The following is an 18138-nucleotide window of genomic DNA, read 5'->3' as shown; positions in this document are numbered from 1 at the left end:
AGCCGCGGCTCCGTCGCCCCCGCGCCCGGCCGGGCGGGCCCGGAAGCCCGCCCTGGGTCACACCCCCGAGCGCAGGGGCGACAGCCGGTGTGCGGGCCGGATCAGCAGCGAGAGCATGGCCGCGCCCAGGCAGGCGGCGGCCAGCAGCGTCTGGAAGAAATGGCCGGGGCCCAGGATCGAGTGGGCGAGAAAGGCGCCGAGGAGGGCCGCGGCGGGGCCCGTCGCCAGCGTCAGGGTGCGTGCGGGGAACCGGCCCGGCAGCCGGCGCGTGGCGGCCAGTGCGATGGCGAGTCCGACGATCACGGAGCCGAGAGCTTCCCAGACCATGGTTTATCCCTCCCGCGGTTACGACCGGTTGGACGACACAAATCGGTCGTAGGCGGTCGTACCCAGGGAGAATGCGCCGCAACCCTCGTCGGCGCACCCAGTCCCGAGTGGTCCGGACAGCGAAGCGGCGGCCCGGAGAACGATCTCTCCGGGCCGCCGCTCGTGACGGGTGCGCGCGGGCCCGTCCAGGGGCCCGCGGCCGGCTACAGCGCGCCGAAGCCGACCTTGCGGACGGTCTGCTCGCCGATCTCCACATAGGCCAGCCGGTCCGCCGGGACCAGGACCTTGCGGCCGTGATCGTCCACCAGGCTCAGGAGCTGCGACTTGCCGCCCAGTGCGTCCGCCACCGCTCGCTCGACGTCCTCGGCGGTCTGCCCGCTCTCCAGAACGATCTCGCGGGGCGCGTGCTGCACGCCGATCTTGACCTCCACGGCTTTGTCCCTCCGACGGTCTCGGTGCCCCCTGGCGAGGCCACGGGGCAGGTGCGCGGCAATCCGCGCCGTACGCAGCACACATTAGCCCGGTGAGCGGACGGACAGGGCGCCGCGGAGCACGCCCGCAGCGAACAGGGGAGGGACGTGGGCATGCGGGAGTACGGGCGTGACAGGGCGGGCCTGCCGTCACCCGCCGCCCGGACCCGCGGTACGGCTCGGCGTCCGGTGGTACGGCTCACAGCGCGGCGGCGGTCCGGCCCGCGGTCCGGCGGTACGGGTCAGCACCCGACGGTACGGCTCACTGCCCCTCGGAGCCGTGCAGCGGGAAGCCCGCGATGCCCTTCCAGGCCAGCGAGGTCAGCAACTGCACGGCCGTCTCGCGCGGCACGGTGCTCTCGGAGGAGAGCCAGTAGCGCGCCACGACCTGCGAGACACCGCCCAGCCCGACGGCCAGCAGCATCGACTCGTCCTTGGACAGACCGGTGTCCTCGGCGATGACCTCGCTGATCGCCTCGGCGCACTCCAGGGAGACCTTGTCCACCCGCTCGCGCACGGCGGGCTCGTTGGTCAGGTCGGACTCGAAGACCAGCCGGAAGGCGCCGCCCGGGTCCTCGACGTACGCGAAGTAGGCGTCCATCGTCGCGGCGACGCGCTGCTTGTTGTCGGTCGTCGAGGCGAGCGCGGTGCGCACCGACTGCAGCAGCGCCTCGCAGTGCTGGTCCAGCAGGGCCAGGTAGAGGTCGAGCTTGCCCGGGAAGTGCTGGTAGAGCACGGGCTTGCTGACGCCGGCGCGCTCGGCGATGTCGTCCATCGCGGCCGCGTGGTAACCCTGCGCCACGAAGACCTCCTGGGCCGCGCCCAGGAGCTGGTTGCGCCGGGCCCGGCGTGGCAGGCGCGTGCCCCTCGGGCGTGCCGCCTCGGTCTGCTCGATGGCGCTCACGCTGCCTCCCAGGTGTCGTTCCGTCCGCGGCGCACGCACAGCGGTGCACCGCGTCCGCCATCGTACTTTTGGGTAACCCGGTCGTGCGTGGTCACGGGCGAGAAAATCTGTTGCCGAAGACTGTGGGAAGCCGACATATGGCCCCAGGTCATCGGTAATCGTCTTCGTCGAGATCCACGACGCGGGCCTGTTCGGCGACGTCCGCCTCGTTCGCGGCGGACGGATCGATGCCGTTCAGCGGCTCGTCGTGGCGCGGCGCGAGGTCCGCGTGCTGCTCCGCGGCGTCGGCCTCGGGCGCTTCGACGTCGAATTCCGAGGGGTCCGCCTCGTCCTCGAAGGTGTCCGGGTCGGTCGGGTCGACGGGCATGGTGGCTCCCTTTCTCTCACGTCCTCCGGAGGCCAGGGTGAGCGTCCGCACGCGAGCGCTCGTCATACGGGTGCCCTTCCTGCCCGAGCCTAAGAGAGCGGGTTCCGAAATGCGATGCGGTGTGTGAGCGCGAACACACGATCGGCGGCGTGATCGTCTCGTAACATCGACCCCATGCCTTCGACGGAGCCGACCGGATCGCCGGACGCGTCGCCGGACACCCGCGCCGTTCTCCCGGTGCCCCCGGCGGGCCGTCCGTCGCGCGTCGGTCCGGGGGAGACGGTGCGTTCCGTGAGCCTGCCGGGCCTGACGATGAGCGTGCGGGGCGTGCCTGGCGAGCGGGCCGGGCTGCCGCCCGCGCTGTACGTCCACGGCCTCGGCGGCTCCTCCCAGAACTGGTCCGCGCTGATGCCGCTGCTCGCCGGCCAGGTCGACGGCGAGGCGCTGGACCTCCCCGGATTCGGTGACTCCCCGCCGCCGGACGACGGTGACTACTCCGTCTCCGCGCAGGCGCGGGCGGTCATCCGCCATCTGGACGCGAGCGGCCGCGGGCCGGTGCACCTGTTCGGGAACTCCATGGGCGGCGCGGCGGTGACGCGGGTGGCGGCGGTCCGTCCGGACCTGGTGCGGACGCTGACGCTGATCTCGCCCGCGCTGCCGGAGCTGCGTCCGCAGCTTTCCGCGGTGCCGACCGGACTGCTCGCCGTGCCCGGCATGACCCGGCTGTTCAGCAGGCTGACGCGGGACTGGACGCCGGAGCGGCGCACCCGTGAGGTGCTGGCGCTGTGTTACGGCGATCCCGCCCTGGTCACCCCGGACGGCTTCACCGCCGCGGCGGAGGAATACGCACGGCGACTCGAACTCCCTTACTTCTGGGAGGTGATGACGCGCTCGGCACGGGGCATCGTCAACGCGTACACGCTCGGCGGGCAGCACAATCTGTGGCGGCAGGCGCAGCGGGTGCTCGCACCCACGCTTCTCGTCTACGGTGGGCGCGACCGCCTGGTCTCCTTCCGTATGGCACGCCGGGCGGCCGCCGCATTCCGCGCCTCCCGGCTGCTGACGCTCCCGGAGGCGGGGCACGTGGCGATGATGGAGTATCCGGAAACGGTGGCGCGGGCCTTCCGCGAGCTGTTGGACGACGCGGCCGCGCGGGACGCGGCCGGTGCGGGCGGGAGCGCCGGTGCGGGAGAGTCCGCCGCCGGTGGCGCGTCCTGGACGTGAGTAGGAGCTGACAGGCCGAGTGGGACGTCACAGCCGCCGGGGCCCGGCCGCAACCGCCGGTGACACCTCCGGAATAGGTGAGGTGGGCGAGGCGGACGGGCTCGGCGCGGCAGGTGGCGCCGGACCTGTCCCCGGGCCGGGTACGGGCCGCAGGCGCCGCCGCGCCGAGCCGGGGCCGGACGGCGCAGACGGCGGCGAGGCCGCCCGGGCGGACGGCGCCGAGCAGCAGCGCACGCCGGGGGACGAGCCCGCGCAGGGCGCGGTCCGGTACGCGACCGGGCACCGTACGCCCGAGCACGGACCGGCGCAGGGCGCACCGTGGCAGACACCCGCGCAACGTACGCCCCAGCATCCGCCCACGCGCCCCGAGCCGCCCCAGCATCCGTCCGCGCGCCCCGCGGCGGCGCAGAACGCGCCCGCGTGCGACATCACTCCCGGCGCGCCGGCGCACGGAACGCCTGCGCGGGACACGCCCGCGCAGGGCACGCCCCGGGTACCGCGCCCGCGCGACGGCCGTCCGCAGCCCGCGCCGGCCACCCCGGCGCACGGGTTCGCTCCGTTCGAGGACGGCGGCGAGGGCGCGAGCAGGCCCGCGCCCGGCGCTGAAGGCACTGCCGCTGCCCCCGGTTCTGCCGCTGCTCCCGCCCCTGACGCCGAGGCCGGACCCGTCCTCGGTCCGACCTCCACCGGTACGGGATCGGTCGGATCACCGTTCGTCCCGCAGGACCGGGTGCCCATGCCCCGGCAGGAGTACATCGACGCCTTCGCGGCGCGGCCCGTATCCGGAAAGGAGCGCACCGGCGGTCCCGAGGACGCGGACGACGACGTGTTCGCGGCCGGGTCCCCGGCGAGCGGCGGACGGTCCGGACGGGCCGGGCCGGGGCGTGACACCGGCCGGTCGGTGGTCTTCCCGAGGGAGGGCGACGGCCCGGCCGACGCGCCGGACGTCACTCCGGACGCCGGTGAACTCGGAGCCCAGGGGCCCCAGTTCAGCTCCCGCAAGAAGATCCCCAAGGGTCGTACCTTCACCGGTGTGGCCGCGGCGGCCGTGACGACCGTGCTCGCGGTCGTGGTGGCCGGGCAGGTCGCGGACCAGCGGCAGGACGACGGCAAGGCGCAGGCGCTCAGCGGGAAGGAGCGGACGGCCGGCTCCGATGCCGCCTCGCGCTCGAACGCGCGCCCGACGCAGCAGGCGGCCCCCGTCACGTACGACGAGAAGATGGCGAAGGCCTACCCGCTGGACACGAAGCTGACGGCCTCCGGGCAGTTCAAGCCGGTCGGCGGCGATGCCAAGGCGCCGGGCCACGGCAGGGTGTGGCGCTACCGCGTCGACGTGGAGGACGGCATGGGCCTGGACGGCGAACTGTTCGCCGACGCGGTGCACAAGACCCTCAACGACGACCGGAGCTGGGCGCACGGCGGGCAGCGCACCTTCGAGCGGGTGGGCTCCGGCGAGGCCGACTTCGTCATCACGCTGGCGAGCCCCGGGACCACCGCCGCGTGGTGTGCCAAGTCCGGGCTCGACACGACCGAGGACAACGTGTCGTGCGACTCGGCGGCGACCGAGCGGGTCATGATCAACGCGTATCGGTGGGCGCGGGGCGCCCAGACGTACGGGCCGGACCAGATGCACGCGTACCGGCAGATGCTCATCAACCACGAGGTGGGCCACCGGCTCGGACACAACCACGAGAGCTGTAAGCGGCAGGGCGCCCTGGCGCCGGTGATGATGCAGCAGACGAAGTTCCTGACGACGGACGGCGCGACCTGCCGCCCCAACGCCTGGCCGTTTCCCGCAGGGCGCTGACACCGGGCGCCCGGAGGGGCTGACCGCAGGGCTTTCGGAGGGCGCCGTCACCGGGGTTTCCCGGAGAGGCGCTGACTCGGGAGTTGTCCGACATGCGGGACGTCCCGTCTCTCATCGCGGTACGCCTTTGCCATCGGACGGACATTCGGGAAATCCTCCTCCCATGCCGCGCCCTGCCACCGCCTTCGCACCCGCCGCTTTCGAGCTGGCGCTGATCGGCGTGTCCGTGCAGTCCGTGGCCGACATCCAGTGTCGCTGAGGCCCGTCCCCGGCCGCGCGGAAGCGCGCCGCGACGGCCCGCGTACCCCGGGGCCGTGAGACGCGGCGCCCTGTGACCCCGGGCCGGGGCGTCCCCCGCGTATCCACGTATCTCACCCGAACGTGTCCGCAGGGGCGGCCCCGCGCCTCACCGCGCTCCTGCTGCCGCCGCCTTCCGCGGGTACGTCCCGCTGCGAAAGGCACCCACCGACATGGCCGAGCCGTCCCGTCCCCGCCACTCCGCCCCCGCCAGAAGGATGGTCACCGTCGCGGTGGCCGTCGCGCTGGCCGCCGGGGCCACCGCCTGCGGCCCCAAGGACACCGCGGCGGGTGACGGCGCGGGCGCCGCGCCCGCCAAGGGCGGCACGCTCACCGTCCTGAACTCCGAGCCGCAGACCAACTTCGACCCGGCGCGCCTCTACACCTCCGGTGGCGGCAAGGTACCGACCCTGGTCTTCCGTACGCTGACCACTCGCAACCGGGAGAACGGCGCGGCCGGCGCGAAGGCCGTACCGGACCTCGCCACCGACACCGGGCGGCCCAGCGAGAACGCCACGGTGTGGACGTACACGCTCAAGGACGGGCTGAAGTTCGAGGACGGTTCGCCGATCACCAGCGCCGACGTCAAATACGGCATCGAGCGTTCCTTCGCCGCCGAACTCTCCGGCGGCGCACCGTATCTGCGGGACTGGCTGGTGGGCGGCGAAAGCTACCAGGGGCCGTACAAGGACAAGAGCGCGGACGGGCTCAAGTCCATCGAGACCCCGGACGCGAAGACCATCGTCTTCCACCTGAAGAAGCCCGAGGGCGAATTCCCCCTGCTCGCCACGCAGACGCAGTTCGCACCGGTGCCGAAGGCCAAGGACACCGGCACGAAATACGAGGAGCACCCGGTCTCCTCGGGCCCGTACAAGGTCGTCAAGAACACCGGGGACGGTGAACACCTCGTCCTGGAGCGCAATCCGCACTGGTCCGAGAAGACCGACTCCGAACGGCACGCCTATCCCGACACCATCGACGTGAAATCCGGCCTGGATTCCGCGGTCATCAACCAGCGGCTGGCCACCGGCGCCGGTCCGGACGCCGCCGCGGTGACCACCGACACCAACCTCGGCCCGGCCGAACTCGCGCGGATCAGCGGCGACCAGGGGCTCGGAGAGCGGGTCGGCACCGGCCACTTCGGCTACACCAATTACCTCGCCTTCAACCCGAAGGTGAAGCCCTTCGACGACCCGAAGGTGCGCCAGGCCGTCGCGTACGCCGTCAACCGGCAGAGCGTCGTGAACGCCGCCGGCGGCTCCGCGCTCGCCGAACCGGCCACCACCTTCCTGCCGAACGGAAAAGCCTTCGGCCACACCCCGTACGACTGGTTCCCGGCGGGCCGTACCGGAAATCCGGCCAAGGCGAAGGAACTGCTGAAGGAAGCCGGTCACGAGAACGGGCTCACCATCACCCTGACGCATTCCACCGCCAAGAACTTCGAGACCAGCCCGGACATCGCCACCGCCGTGCAGGAAGCCCTGAAGAAGGCCGGGATAACCGTCAAGCTCCAGGGCCTGGAGGAAAACGACTACAAGGAGAAGGTGCACAGCGTCGACGACGCGCCGGGCCTGTTCATCAGCGGCTGGGGAGCGGACTGGCCGTCCGGCGGCCCGTTCCTCGCGCCGATCTTCGACGGCCGGCAGATCGTCCGGGACGCCTCCAACTTCAACCACGCGCAGCTCGACGACCCGGCGGTCAACCACGAGATCGACGAGATCAACAAGCTGACCGACCTGAAGGCGGCGGCGGAGCGGTGGGGCGCGCTGGACAAGAAGATCGGCGAGCAGGCCCTGTCCGTACCGCTCTTCCACCCCGTCTACAAGCGCCTGTACGGCAAGGACGTCAAGAACGTCGTCATCAGTGACTGGGACGGCGTGCTGGACATCTCCCAGGTCGCGGTCAAGTGACGACGACCGACGTGACGCCCCGTCAGCCAGGGACCCCGCACACGGAGACCGTGGTGATGCCCCCTCAAAAGGGCACGGTCTGGCGGCGGCTGCGGCAGCGGCCCGCCGCCGTGGTCTCCGCGGCCGTCCTGATCGTCCTCGTCCTGCTCGCCCTCGGCGCACCGCTGCTGGCGGCGCTGGAGGGCCAGGACCCGACCACGTACCACGACGACCTGATCGACTCCGCGCGCGGCGGCGTACCGCTCGGCCCGTACGGCGGGATCAGCGCCGACCACTGGCTGGGCGTCGAGCCCGGCACCGGCCGGGACATGTTCGCCCGGCTGTTGTACGGGGCCCGGGTCTCCCTGCTCATCGCGCTCGGCGCCACGGCCGTCCAGGTCTTCATCGGTGTGGTGGCCGGCCTCGCGGCCGGGCTCGGCAACCGGCTCGCGGACCAGGTGCTCTCCCGGTTCACCGAGGTGCTGACCGCGCTGCCCATGCTCGTCATCGCGATCTCGCTGACCGCGATCGTGCCCGCCGACTTTCCCCGCCCGCTGCTGCTGGTGCTGGTGATCGGCCTGCTCAGTTGGTTCGGCACCTCGCGGATCGTGCGCGCGCGGACGCTGGCCCTGAAGAAGCTGGACCATGTCGCGGCGGCCCGGCTCGGCGGCGCGGGGCCGCTGCGCGTGGCGCGGCGCGAGCTGCTCCCGTCGCTCGCCGCGCCGGTGATCACGTACGCGGCGGTCCTGGTGCCCAGCAACATCGTGGTCGAGGCGTCGCTGTCGTTCCTCGGCATCGGCGTCCGGCCGCCCACCGCGTCCTGGGGACAGATGCTGTCGACCGCGACCACCTGGTTCCGGGCCGATCCGGCGTACGTCCTGCTCCCGGCGGGCTTCCTGCTGGTCACGGTGCTCGCGTTCACGGTGCTGGGCGACGCGGTCCGTACGGCGCTGGACCCGCGCGAGCGGTCCCGGCTGCGGGTCGGTACCCGGGCCGGCCGCCGGGAGAAGCGCATCCAGCACGAGAAGCACGAGAAGCGCGAGAAGGAGGCCGTCGTATGACCGGCTACGCACTGCGCCGGCTGGGCGGCGGGCTCCTGGTCCTCTTCCTGCTGACCGTCGCCGTCTACGCGCTCTTCTACGTCGCGCCCGGCGACCCCGCCAAACTGGCCTGCGGGCCGCGCTGCAACCCCGGCCAGATCCAGCAGGTACGCGAACGGCTGGAGCTGGACGCGCCGGTCCTGACGCAGTACCTGCACTTCCTCCAGGGCCTGGTGGCCGGCCGCGACTTCTCGTCCGGCACCGGCGTACTGCACTGCGACGCGCCCTGCCTCGGCCTCTCGTACCAGAACGGCTCGCCCGTCACGGCGCTGCTCGCCGACCGGCTGCCGGTCACCGCGTCGCTCGCCCTCGGCTCGATGGTGCTGTGGCTGCTGCTCGGGGTCGGCACCGGCCTGGTGTCCGCGCTGCGCCGTGGCGGCACGACGGAACGCGTCCTGACGGGCCTGACCCTCGCCGGTACCGCCACCCCGGTCTTCATCACCGGACTGCTGCTGCTGATGGTGTTCTGCGCGTACCTGCAGTGGCTGCCGTTCCCCTCCTACGTCCCGCTGTCCGAGGACCCGGAGCAGTGGGCCTGGAACCTGCTGCTGCCCTGGACGGCGCTGGCGCTGCTGGAATCCGCCAAGTACGCCCGGCTGACCCGCTCCTCGACGCTGGAGACGCTGGCCGAGGACCACATCCGCACCTTCCGTGCGTACGGGGTGCGGGAACGTTCCGTCGTGACGCGGCACGCGCTGCGCGGCGCGCTGCCGCCGGTCATCGCGCTCACCGCGCTCGACCTCGGGACGATGTTCGGCGGCGCGATGCTCACCGAGGAACTCTTCGGGCTGCCCGGCATCGGGCAGCTCCTGGTCCACTCGGTGCGCGTCGTCGACCTGCCGGTGGTCGTCGGCGTGGTGCTGGGCACCGGCGCCGCCGTCATCGTCGCCAACGTCGTGGCGGACGTCCTCTACGCACTCGCCGACCGAAGGGTGGCCCTGACATGACCTCCGAGGAGACGAGCGGAGCGGCTCCGGGCCGGCTGGGCCCGGATCTTCCGGACCCGGGTGTTCCGGAGCCGGACCTTCTGGTGGACGTCCGTGACCTGTCGGTCGCCTTCCCGGGCGCGGCCGGTGGCGACGGGCCCGCCGACGACGGAGGCGGCGGCGCCGTACAGGCCGTGGACCGGCTCTCCTTCTCGCTGGCCGCCGGCCGGGCCCTGGGCATCGTCGGCGAGTCCGGCTCCGGCAAGTCCACCGTCGCGGCGGCCCTGCTGGATCTGCACCGGGGGACCGGAGCGCAGGTGAGCGGCACGGTCCGGGTCGCCGGTACGGACGTACGGGCGGCGGACGAGCGCGAGCTGCGGCGGCTGCGCGGCGGCCGGGCCGCCATGGTGTTCCAGGACCCGCTGTCCTCACTCGACCCGTACTACGCGATCGGCGACCAGATCGCCGAGGTGTACCGGGTGCACCGGCCGGACGTCTCCCGGCGCGCCGCTCGCGCCCGCGCCGTCGAGGTGCTGGAGCGCGTGGGCATCGCGGACGCCCCCCGGCGCGCCCGCTCGCGGCCGCACGAGTTCAGCGGGGGCATGCGCCAGCGCGCGTTGCTCGCGATGGCGCTCGCCTGCGAACCGCGCCTGCTGATCGCCGACGAGCCCACCACCGCGCTGGACGTCACCGTCCAGGCGCAGATCCTCGACCTGCTGCACGGCCTGCGGGCGGAGACCGGCATGGGGCTGCTCCTGGTCACCCACGACCTGGGGGTGGTCGCGGGCAGCGTGGACGAGGTGCTCGTGATGCGCGACGGCCGGGCGGTGGAGCACGGTCCGGTCGGCGAGGTACTGCTGGCGCCGCGCGCTCCGTATACGAAGGAGCTGCTGGCGGCGGTGCCACGGGTGGACGCGAAGCCGGACGGGCGCACTCTGCGCGGCGTGCGCGCCGCGCGCGACGATGCCGGTGATCGCGTCAGTGGCGGCAGAGACGGCGACAGTGCTGGTGACAGCTATGGCGGCGGAGTCAGCGACCGTGACGGCGTACTGCTCGAAGCCGTCGGACTGCGACGGGAGTTCGGCGGCCGGAGGCACCGGACCACGGCGGTCGACGAGGTCTCGCTGACCGTACGGGAAGGGGAGACCGTCGGCCTCGTGGGGGAGTCGGGCAGCGGCAAGACGACGCTCGGGCGGATGCTCGTACGGCTGCTGGACCCGACCGCGGGGACGCTGCGCTACCGGGGGCGCGACATCGGCACCCTCGGCGACCGGCAGCTCCGCCCCTTCCGCAGCGAACTCCAGATGGTGTTCCAGGACCCGGTCTCCTCGCTCAACCCGCGCCGCAGCATCGGCGAATCGGTCGCCGACCCGCTGCGCGCGGCCGGCGACCGGGACGACGCGCGCGTACGGCGCCGGGCGTGCGAACTGCTGGAACGGGTCGGCCTGGACCCGGCGTGGTACCACCGCTACCCGCACGAGTTCAGCGGCGGGCAGCGGCAGCGCGTCGGTATCGCGCGGGCGCTCGCCCCCGGCCCCCGGCTGCTGGTCTGCGACGAACCCGTATCGGCGCTGGACGTCACCACCCAGGCGCAGGTCGTCGACCTGCTCGGCGAGCTCCGGCGGGAGCTGGGCCTCGCGCTGGTCTTCATCGCGCACGACCTGGCGGTCGTCCGGGCGGTCAGCGACCGGGTCGCGGTGATGCGCGGCGGGCGGATCGTGGAGGAAGGCACCACCGAGGAGGTGTACGAGCGCCCCCGGCATCCGTACACGAAGGGCCTGCTGGCGGCGGTGCCGGTGCTCGATCCGGAGGTGTCGGCCGGGCGGCGCGCACTGCGTGCCGCGGCGTGACGGTCACATAGCGCGCCAGAACGCCCACCGGGGTGGAAAGTTACGTCTCTTCACCCCTTCCGGTGGCGCGACGGACAACCGTCCGTCGTGTCACCGGAATCTCTGCGTAGCTTCTTCCTGCAGGTAGCGGCGGCCCCCCGGGCGGCCGCCGTCGTGGACGCCGATCAGGAAGAACGGGGGTGCGCTCGTGCGCATTGGATTGCTCACCGAGGGTGGCGGCCCGGATGCGTCCGGTGAGACGCGTCCGTGGCGCGACCGGCTCGTGCACGGGCTCCCCGGCCACGAGTTCGAGGTCTACACCCTCGACCGGGGCCCTGAGGACGGCGTCGACCGCGGTCCTGAAGGCGGCACGGCGGACGCGGCCGGGCCAGCGGACACCGGACCGGCGGCGCGCGGGGCGGGCAGCGGTGCGGGCGGGCGGGGCCGCGCCCGGGTGGTGCGGGCCGCGCCGCTGTACGGGGAGCTGCCCGCCGCCCTGCGGTGGCGGCCCGAAGGACGGCGCGCCGGGGCGCGCGGGCGGCGTGCGCGGCGGCGGTTCGCGGAGTGCTTCGCCGATCTGGCGGCGGGATTCACCGCGGCGGAACCGCCCGGCGGCCGGACCCCCACCCCGGAGTCGGCAGCGGACGGCGCCGCGCACCGCGAGGGTCAGGCGGACCGTTTCGCCGCCGGTCTGTACGGCCTGGCACGGCTGGCCCGCGACCACGGCGGCCTGCCCGAACTCCTCCGCTCCGAACAGGCCGTACGCATCCTGGAGAGCACCTGCCGCGCGCCCGGCGCACTGCGCGCCGCGCACGGCGCACGCGTGGGTGACCTGCTGGCCGTGACCGAGGAGCTGGAACGCGCCCTGCGTCCGCTCTCGCTGGACTGGTACGGCGCGGGCCGGTACGGCGCGGAGCGGCGCGGCGGGGACCGGTACGGCGCCGACCGGCACGGCGCGGGCCGGTACGGCGGCGGCTCCGCGGCTCCCTCCGGGAGCGGCGGTGACGGGCTCGCCGCGGTCGACCTCTGCCACGCCACGGCCGGCGGCTCCGTCGCCCTCCCCGGACTGCTGGCCAAACGCTTCTTCGGCACACCTCTCCTGCTCACCGAGTACGGCGTGCGCCTGCGCGAGCGCTACCTCGTGCGCTCCGGCGTGGGGGCGAGCGCCCCCGTACGCGCCTTGCTGGGCGCCTTCGAGACCGCGCTGGCCGCCGAGACGTACGCCGAAGCCGCGCTCGTCACCCCCGGCAGCGCCCGTACCCGGCGCTGGCAGGAACGCTGCGGCGCGGACCGGGAGCGAATGCGCACGGTGTACCCGGGCCTGGACGCGACCGGCTTCGCCGCCGTCCCCGACGCCCTGGCCGACCACTCCGCGACGCTGGTGTGGACCGGCACCGTCGAACCCGCCAAGGACCTCGTCTCGCTGCTGCACGCCTTCGCCCGCGTGCACCGGGCCGAACCGGCCGCGGCCCTGCGCATCGTCGGCGCCCCGGGCCCCGCCCCGGAGGACGCCGCCTATCTGGCCCAGTGCCGGGTGCTGGCCGCCCAGCTCTTCCCCGACGAGGCCGCCGACGCGCGGAGCGCCGGTGACAACCCGGTCTCCTTCGAGGAGGTCGGCGGCCCCGGCCTGCCGCGCCCGCAGGACGTCTACGCGGCCGGTTCGGTGCTGGTCCTCTCCAGCGTGGCGGAGGGCTTTCCGCGCTCCCTCGTGGAGGCGATGCTCAGCGGCCGCGCCACCGTCTCCACCGACGCCGGAGCGGTCTGCGAGGTCATCGGCGGTACGGGCCTGGTCGTGCCGCCGCGCAACCCGCGCGCGCTGGCCGACGCGTGCCTGGCACTCCTGCTCGACCCGGCGCGCCGCGCCCGGCTGGGCGCCGCCGCGCGCGCCCGCGCACTCGAACTGTTCACGGTGGAGCAGAATGTCGCGGCATTTCGTGGCATCTACCTGGAGCTGATGTCCCGTACGCCGTGCCGCCCGGCCGCCGGAACCGGACCGGACGGCGACAGCGTGCCCCGCCTCTTCAGCCGGCCCGCCGAGTCCCACGTACCGGGCCGCTGGGCCGTGGCGGGCGGCGGCGCCGCGCAGGCCGCACCGCCGACGGGCCGCGCACCGCGCTGGGCGGCACCGGACCCGGACGTCCCGGCCACTGAACCGGCCACAGGACCGGCCCCCGAACCGTTCGTCGCGCCGGTCGCCGAACCGGTCGCCGAACCGGCCACCGCCGGTGCGGGAGCCGGTGCCGACCGGCAGAGAGGAGCGCAACCGTGACGACAGCCGACATGGGAACCGGCCTCGGCCCTGGCACCGACACCGGCCTCGACACCGACAGCGGCCTCGGCCCCGGCGCGGCCCCGGAGGCGAGAACGTCCTCCCCTGCGCCCGCTCCCACCCCCGCCCCCCTCCCCGTACGGGACATCCCCGCCCGGCCGCCCCGGCGCGGCCCGGCCGACCCCGTGAAGACGCTGATGCACCAGCACCGGACGCTGTGCGAACGGGCCGTCGACCCCATGGAGATCGCCGCCGGGCTGGAGGCGCACGGGGTCACCGACCGTACGGCCGCCCGCTTCCGGCACCGCGATGTCTTCTCGCTGGCCGAGGAGTTGTACGCCCGGGTCCCCCGCGCCGAGGCGCCGCCCCCCGCCGTGCCCGCGCCCGGCCCCGTACGGCGGGGAAGGGCCGCCCGTGTGGCGCTGCACCTGCTGCCCGGTGCGGTGTGTGCCGCGACCGCGGCCGCCGTCGCCGCTGCCGGGCACGCGCCCACCCCCGTACCGTTCGCGTCGGCCGACGGCCCGTCACCCCGCCTCGTACAGACGGCTGTCGCGGTGGCCGGGGCCGGTCTGGTGCTGCTCGCCCTGCGCCTGTGCGTCCGCCACGGCCCGCTGCGGGCGCGGTATCCGATCGCCCGCTCCGCCGGGTTGTGGACCTGCTGGCTGGCCGGATATGCGCTGGGCGGCGACTGGTTGCTGCGTCAGCTCCTGGCGGGCGGGCCTGATCTCCCGCCCACACGATCCCAGTTGGCCACAGCTTCCGCCCTGGCCCTGACGTGTGCCGTCGTGCCCGCTGCCTGGTGCGCCCACTGGTTCGCGGGCCGCGCGCGCCGCGGGCTGGCGGACAGCCGCTGCCTGACCGCATTCGCCTCCGGTGTCCGGCCGTTGCTGCTGATCGCCACCGCGATGCAGCTCGCGGCGCTGCTCGCCCTGTGGGCGGCGGCTGACGCGGCCGGCGGTACCGGTGCCGTCGGCGACGGTGGCGGCGCGGGTGCGGTGGCTGCCGCCTCGGCCCTGGGCGCGCTGCTCTTCCTGGCGCGGCTGCTCGCCCGGCACGGCTTCCCGGCCGCTGCCGCCACGGGCCCGGCCGCCGCCGTCGCCCTCGAAGCCGCCGCCCTGGCCTGCGTACTGGCCGCCCGGTTGCCGGGACTGGAGCCGCTGAGCAGGCCGGTCGAGCTGGCCGTCACCCACCTCGGCCCGTCCGTCGTACCGGCCGTGGCCTGCGCGCTGTCCGCCCTGGGCCTGCTGCTGTACGCGCTGGGCGCACTCACCGGCGCCTCGGCGCACGCTCCGGCTCCCGACGCGGCCCCCGCCCCCGTACCGGCGGAGGCGGACCGGCCGTGACCCCGCACCCGTCACCACCCGCGATATGCGCCCCACTGCTTCCGGTACTCGCGGTGCGCACGCCACCACTCCCGGCGCGCGCACCGTCGCCGCCCGCGCGCACGCCATCACCCCCGGTGGTCGCGCGGGCCTCCGCAGTGCCGGCGCTCCCGTGGCGCCGGCTGTCCTCCTCCGGACGCCCGCCACCATCCGTGCGGCGTACACCGCCACCGCCCGGCCCCCGCGGCGGCGGTCACCACTGCCGCAGCACGTCCGCAACCCACCGCATTAGGAGAACGACACGATGAATGTCCACCCCACCGAAGCACACCGGGACCGGGGGGTCGCGCGATGAGGGTGCTGCTCATCGGCGCCAACGGGTACCTCGGCCGTTACGTCGCCGACCGGCTGCTCGCCGACCCGGCCGTCCAGTTGACGGCCCTCGGGCGCGGCGACGACGCCGACGTCCGCTTCGACCTGGCCTCCGGCAGTCCGGGCGCCCTGACCCGCTTCCTGGACGCGGTCCATCCGGGCGTGGTGGTCAACTGCGCGGGCACCACCCGCGGCGGCGCCCGCGACCTGACCCGGCACAACACCGTCGCGGTCGCCACCGTCTGCGAGTCGCTGCGGCGCAGCAGTTGTGGCGCCCGGCTCGTGCACCTGGGCTGCGCGTCCGAGTACGGACCCTCGCAGCCCGGCTCCTCGACCGCCGAGGACGCCGTGCCGCGGCCCGGCGGACCGTACGGCGTCAGCAAGCTGGCCGCCACCGAACTCGTCCTCGGCTCCGGCCTGGACGCCGTCGTGCTGCGGGTCTTCTCCCCGGTCGGCCCGGGCACCCCGGCCGGGTCGCCGCTCGGCCGGCTCGCCGAGGCGATGCGGCGCGCGATGCAGTCCGGGGACACCGAACTGAAGCTGGGCGGCCTGGGCGTGCAGCGCGACTTCGTGGACGTACGGGACGTGGCGCGGGCGGTGCACGCCGCCTCGCTCTCCGCCGCCCAGGGCGTGGTCAACATCGGTACCGGGCACGCCGTACGGCTGCGCGAGGCCGCCGCGCTGCTCGCACGGGTCGCCGGGTTCGGCGGCTCGCTCCACGAACTGGACACCCCGCCCGGCTACGCCGCCGGCGGTCCCGCCGCCGCGCGGCTCGCCATCCCGGGGCCGGCCTCTGAACACGGGGCGGTGCCCCCCGCGTATCCCTATCCGGACGGGTGCGGGAGCTGGCAGCAGGCGGACGTGCGCACCGCCCGCGACCGCCTGGGGTGGCGGCCGCGGATCGGGCTGGAGGAATCCCTCGCCGACATCTGGATGGAGGCCGCATGTCGTATCTGACGACATCCCTGGGCGCCGGCACCGCCGTGACCGGCGCCGCGCCGCTCGGCGTCGGCGTTCCGGGGTTCGCCCACCCGCTGCTGGCGCCCGCCGAGTGGGCCGAGCTGCTGCGCCTGGCACGCGGGTTGGCCTGCACCGGAGCCGCGCGCCGGGCGCCGGGGCCACGGGGCGGCGCGGCGGCGCTGCACTGGGTGGTGCTCAACGTCGCGCGCGGCCCCGGCGTGCGCCCCGACCCGTACTGCCTGCCGGCCGCCGCCCAACTGCGCGACGCGGGGGCCCGGCTGCTGGGCCATCTCGACCTGGGGCACGGCGCCCGTCCGTTCGGTGAACTGGTCTCCGACGCACACCGGTTCCTGGAGTGGTACAAGGTCGACGGTTTCTATCTGGACCGCTGTCCCACGGACCGGACACTGTTGTCCGAGACCCGGCGGCTGACCACCACCCTGCGGGCCCTCAAGGACGGCGCGCACCTCGTCACGGGGCACGGCCGCCACCCGTACCCCGGCTACGCGGAGGTCGCCGACCAGCTCGTCACCTTCGCCGGCCGCTGGTCCGACTACCGCTGGTCGCAAGCGGCGGAGTGGACCGCCGAGTACCCGGCGCGGCGCTTCTGCCACCTCGTGCACGGCGTCCCCGGCACCCACCTGGAAGAAGCCCTGCGGATCGCCCGCTGGCAGGGCGCCGGAACCGTCTACTTCACCGACCGCGCCGACCACGGAGGGAGCGCCTGGGAGTCGCTGCCCGGCTACTGGGACACATTCGTCTCGCGTATCGGACCGGGTGTCTCGGAATGAAGAAGGGCGTGGCAGTGTTACGGGGAGACCACCGTCCCTTGCTCCGGGTTCTCCCGGAGCGGGGGGTCGCCCATCGAGATACCGACAAACGGAGTCCCCGTGTCGCTGCCACCCCTGGTCGAGCCCGCATCGGAGCTCACCGTCGACGAGGTCCGCAGGTACTCCCGCCACCTGATCATCCCGGATGTCGGGATGGACGGGCAGAAGCGGCTGAAGAACGCCAAGGTGCTGTGCGTCGGCGCCGGCGGCCTGGGATCGCCCGCGCTGATGTACCTCGCCGCGGCGGGCGTCGGCACCCTCGGCATCGTGGAGTTCGACGAGGTCGACGAGTCCAATCTCCAGCGCCAGATCATCCACAGCCAGGCGGACATCGGCCGCTCCAAGGCCGCGTCCGCCAAGGACACGGTGCTGGGCATCAACCCGTACGTCACGGTCAACCTGCACGAAGAGCGCCTTGACTCCAGCAACGTCATGGACCTCTTCGCCCAGTACGACCTGATCGTCGACGGCACCGACAACTTCGCCACCCGCTACCTGGTCAACGACGCCTGCGTACTGCTGAACAAGCCGTACGTCTGGGGCTCGATCTACCGCTTCGACGGCCAGGCGTCGGTCTTCTGGAGCGAGCACGGCCCCTGCTACCGCTGCCTGTACCCGGAGCCCCCGCCCCCCGGCATGGTCCCCTCCTGCGCCGAGGGCGGCGTGCTGGGCGTGCTCTGCGCGTCCATCGGCTCCATCCAGGTCAACGAGGCCATCAAGCTGCTGGCCGGCATCGGTGACCCGCTGGTCGGCCGCCTGATGATCTACGACGCGCTGGAGATGACGTACCGCCAGGTCAAGGTACGCAAGGACCCCGACTGCGCGGTCTGCGGCACGAACCCGACCGTCACCGAACTCATCGACTACGAGGCCTTCTGCGGCGTCGTGTCCGAGGAGGCCCAGGAGGCGGCGGCAGGTTCCACGATCACTCCGCAGCAGCTCAAGGAGTGGATCGACACGGACGAGAAGATCGAGATCATCGACGTCCGGGAGCCGAACGAGTACGAGATCGTCTCGATCCCCGGCGCCAAGCTGATCCCGAAGAACGAGTTCCTGATGGGCAGCGCCCTCCAGGACCTCCCGCAAGACCGGAAGATCGTCCTGCACTGCAAGACGGGCGTCCGCTCCGCCGAGGTCCTCGCCGTCCTGAAGTCCGCGGGCTTCGCGGACGCGGTGCACGTCGGCGGCGGCGTCATCGGCTGGGTCAACACGGTCGAGCCGGAGAAGCCGGTCTACTGACCGGCC

General features: G+C 73.8%; 16 protein-coding genes. 12 read left to right on the top strand and 4 right to left on the bottom strand.

What is annotated here, in order from left to right; translation table 11 throughout:
* Positions 1–57: 57 nt before the first annotated feature.
* From EJG53_RS13910 to EJG53_RS13895, 4 genes are all read right to left on the bottom strand, one after another.
* A complete protein-coding gene (locus EJG53_RS13910; RefSeq protein ID WP_031001020.1) occupies positions 58–327 on the bottom strand; it encodes a hypothetical protein in 270 nt (89 codons plus the stop codon).
* 203 nt (positions 328–530) lie between these two features.
* Entirely contained in the window at positions 531–758 is a 228-nt protein-coding gene (locus EJG53_RS13905; protein WP_030024620.1) for a DUF3107 domain-containing protein, read from the bottom strand.
* 301 nt (positions 759–1059) lie between these two features.
* The gene (locus tag EJG53_RS13900) at positions 1060–1701 is read right to left on the bottom strand and encodes a TetR/AcrR family transcriptional regulator (protein WP_031001023.1); all 642 of its coding nucleotides are present in this window, start codon (positions 1699–1701) and stop codon (positions 1060–1062) included.
* Positions 1702–1849: 148 nt separating this feature from the next.
* Positions 1850–2068: a hypothetical protein gene (locus tag EJG53_RS13895; RefSeq protein WP_125045109.1), complete on the bottom strand. Its 219-nt coding sequence runs from the start codon at positions 2066–2068 to the stop codon at positions 1850–1852.
* Positions 2069–2242: 174 nt separating this feature from the next.
* On the opposite strand from EJG53_RS13895, the gene EJG53_RS13890 reads away from it, so the two are divergent.
* The 12 genes from EJG53_RS13890 (at position 2243) to moeZ (ending at position 18132) form a co-directional block, all read left to right on the top strand.
* Positions 2243–3292 carry an alpha/beta fold hydrolase gene (locus EJG53_RS13890; protein WP_125045108.1) on the top strand — a complete coding sequence of 350 codons (1050 nt, stop codon included), beginning with the start codon at positions 2243–2245 and terminating at the stop codon, positions 3290–3292.
* A gap of 19 nt (positions 3293–3311) precedes the next feature.
* On the top strand, positions 3312–5099 hold the full coding sequence (locus EJG53_RS41085; protein ID WP_167515106.1) for a DUF3152 domain-containing protein: 1788 nt from the start codon (positions 3312–3314) through the stop codon (positions 5097–5099).
* A 163-nt stretch (positions 5100–5262) separates the two neighbouring features.
* The gene (locus EJG53_RS43875) at positions 5263–5358 is read left to right on the top strand and encodes an Ms4533A family Cys-rich leader peptide (RefSeq protein WP_331787841.1); all 96 of its coding nucleotides are present in this window, start codon (positions 5263–5265) and stop codon (positions 5356–5358) included.
* 211 nt (positions 5359–5569) lie between these two features.
* A complete protein-coding gene (locus EJG53_RS13880; protein WP_461791937.1) occupies positions 5570–7306 on the top strand; it encodes an ABC transporter substrate-binding protein in 1737 nt (578 codons plus the stop codon).
* Between the two features lie 56 nt (positions 7307–7362).
* Positions 7363–8346, top strand: a complete 984-nt coding sequence (locus tag EJG53_RS13875; RefSeq protein WP_125045107.1) for an ABC transporter permease — start codon at positions 7363–7365, stop codon at positions 8344–8346.
* A complete protein-coding gene (locus tag EJG53_RS13870; protein ID WP_125045106.1) occupies positions 8343–9332 on the top strand; it encodes an ABC transporter permease in 990 nt (329 codons plus the stop codon). The genes EJG53_RS13875 and EJG53_RS13870 overlap by 4 nt, the downstream gene beginning before the upstream one ends.
* Positions 9329–11161, top strand: a complete 1833-nt coding sequence (locus tag EJG53_RS13865; RefSeq protein ID WP_244955131.1) for a dipeptide ABC transporter ATP-binding protein — start codon at positions 9329–9331, stop codon at positions 11159–11161. Before EJG53_RS13870 ends, EJG53_RS13865 begins: the two co-directional genes overlap by 4 nt.
* A gap of 187 nt (positions 11162–11348) precedes the next feature.
* Complete coding sequence (locus EJG53_RS13860) at positions 11349–13409, top strand: glycosyltransferase (RefSeq protein WP_125045105.1); 2061 nt, start codon at positions 11349–11351, stop codon at positions 13407–13409.
* On the top strand, positions 13406–14752 hold the full coding sequence (locus EJG53_RS13855; protein WP_244955130.1) for a hypothetical protein: 1347 nt from the start codon (positions 13406–13408) through the stop codon (positions 14750–14752). Before EJG53_RS13860 ends, EJG53_RS13855 begins: the two co-directional genes overlap by 4 nt.
* Positions 14753–15082: 330 nt before the next feature.
* Positions 15083–16060, top strand: a complete 978-nt coding sequence (locus EJG53_RS13850) for an NAD-dependent epimerase/dehydratase family protein (protein WP_125045104.1) — start codon at positions 15083–15085, stop codon at positions 16058–16060.
* On the top strand, positions 16048–16854 hold the full coding sequence (locus tag EJG53_RS13845; RefSeq protein ID WP_125045103.1) for a spherulation-specific family 4 protein: 807 nt from the start codon (positions 16048–16050) through the stop codon (positions 16852–16854). Before EJG53_RS13850 ends, EJG53_RS13845 begins: the two co-directional genes overlap by 13 nt.
* A gap of 99 nt (positions 16855–16953) precedes the next feature.
* On the top strand, positions 16954–18132 hold the full coding sequence (gene moeZ / locus EJG53_RS13840; protein ID WP_125045102.1) for an adenylyltransferase/sulfurtransferase MoeZ: 1179 nt from the start codon (positions 16954–16956) through the stop codon (positions 18130–18132).
* The last annotated feature ends 6 nt before the right edge of the window (positions 18133–18138 follow it).

The organism is Streptomyces chrestomyceticus JCM 4735 (genome assembly GCF_003865135.1).
Classification (GTDB): Bacteria; Actinomycetota; Actinomycetes; order Streptomycetales; family Streptomycetaceae; genus Streptomyces; species Streptomyces chrestomyceticus.
This window is presented reverse-complemented; position numbering and strand designations above follow the sequence as displayed.

Coding starts and splice junctions, on each gene's coding strand:
- EJG53_RS13910 (WP_031001020.1), bottom strand. CDS start 327: ATGGTCTGGGAAGCTCTCGGCTCCGTGATCGTCGGACTCGCCATCGCA.
- EJG53_RS13895 (WP_125045109.1), bottom strand. CDS start 2,068: ATGCCCGTCGACCCGACCGACCCGGACACCTTCGAGGACGAGGCGGAC.
- EJG53_RS13890 (WP_125045108.1), top strand. CDS start 2,243: ATGCCTTCGACGGAGCCGACCGGATCGCCGGACGCGTCGCCGGACACC.
- EJG53_RS43875 (WP_331787841.1), top strand. CDS start 5,263: ATGCCGCGCCCTGCCACCGCCTTCGCACCCGCCGCTTTCGAGCTGGCG.
- EJG53_RS13880 (WP_461791937.1), top strand. CDS start 5,570: ATGGCCGAGCCGTCCCGTCCCCGCCACTCCGCCCCCGCCAGAAGGATG.
- EJG53_RS13875 (WP_125045107.1), top strand. CDS start 7,363: ATGCCCCCTCAAAAGGGCACGGTCTGGCGGCGGCTGCGGCAGCGGCCC.
- EJG53_RS13870 (WP_125045106.1), top strand. CDS start 8,343: ATGACCGGCTACGCACTGCGCCGGCTGGGCGGCGGGCTCCTGGTCCTC.
- EJG53_RS13865 (WP_244955131.1), top strand. CDS start 9,329: ATGACCTCCGAGGAGACGAGCGGAGCGGCTCCGGGCCGGCTGGGCCCG.
- EJG53_RS13850 (WP_125045104.1), top strand. CDS start 15,083: ATGAGGGTGCTGCTCATCGGCGCCAACGGGTACCTCGGCCGTTACGTC.
- EJG53_RS13845 (WP_125045103.1), top strand. CDS start 16,048: ATGTCGTATCTGACGACATCCCTGGGCGCCGGCACCGCCGTGACCGGC.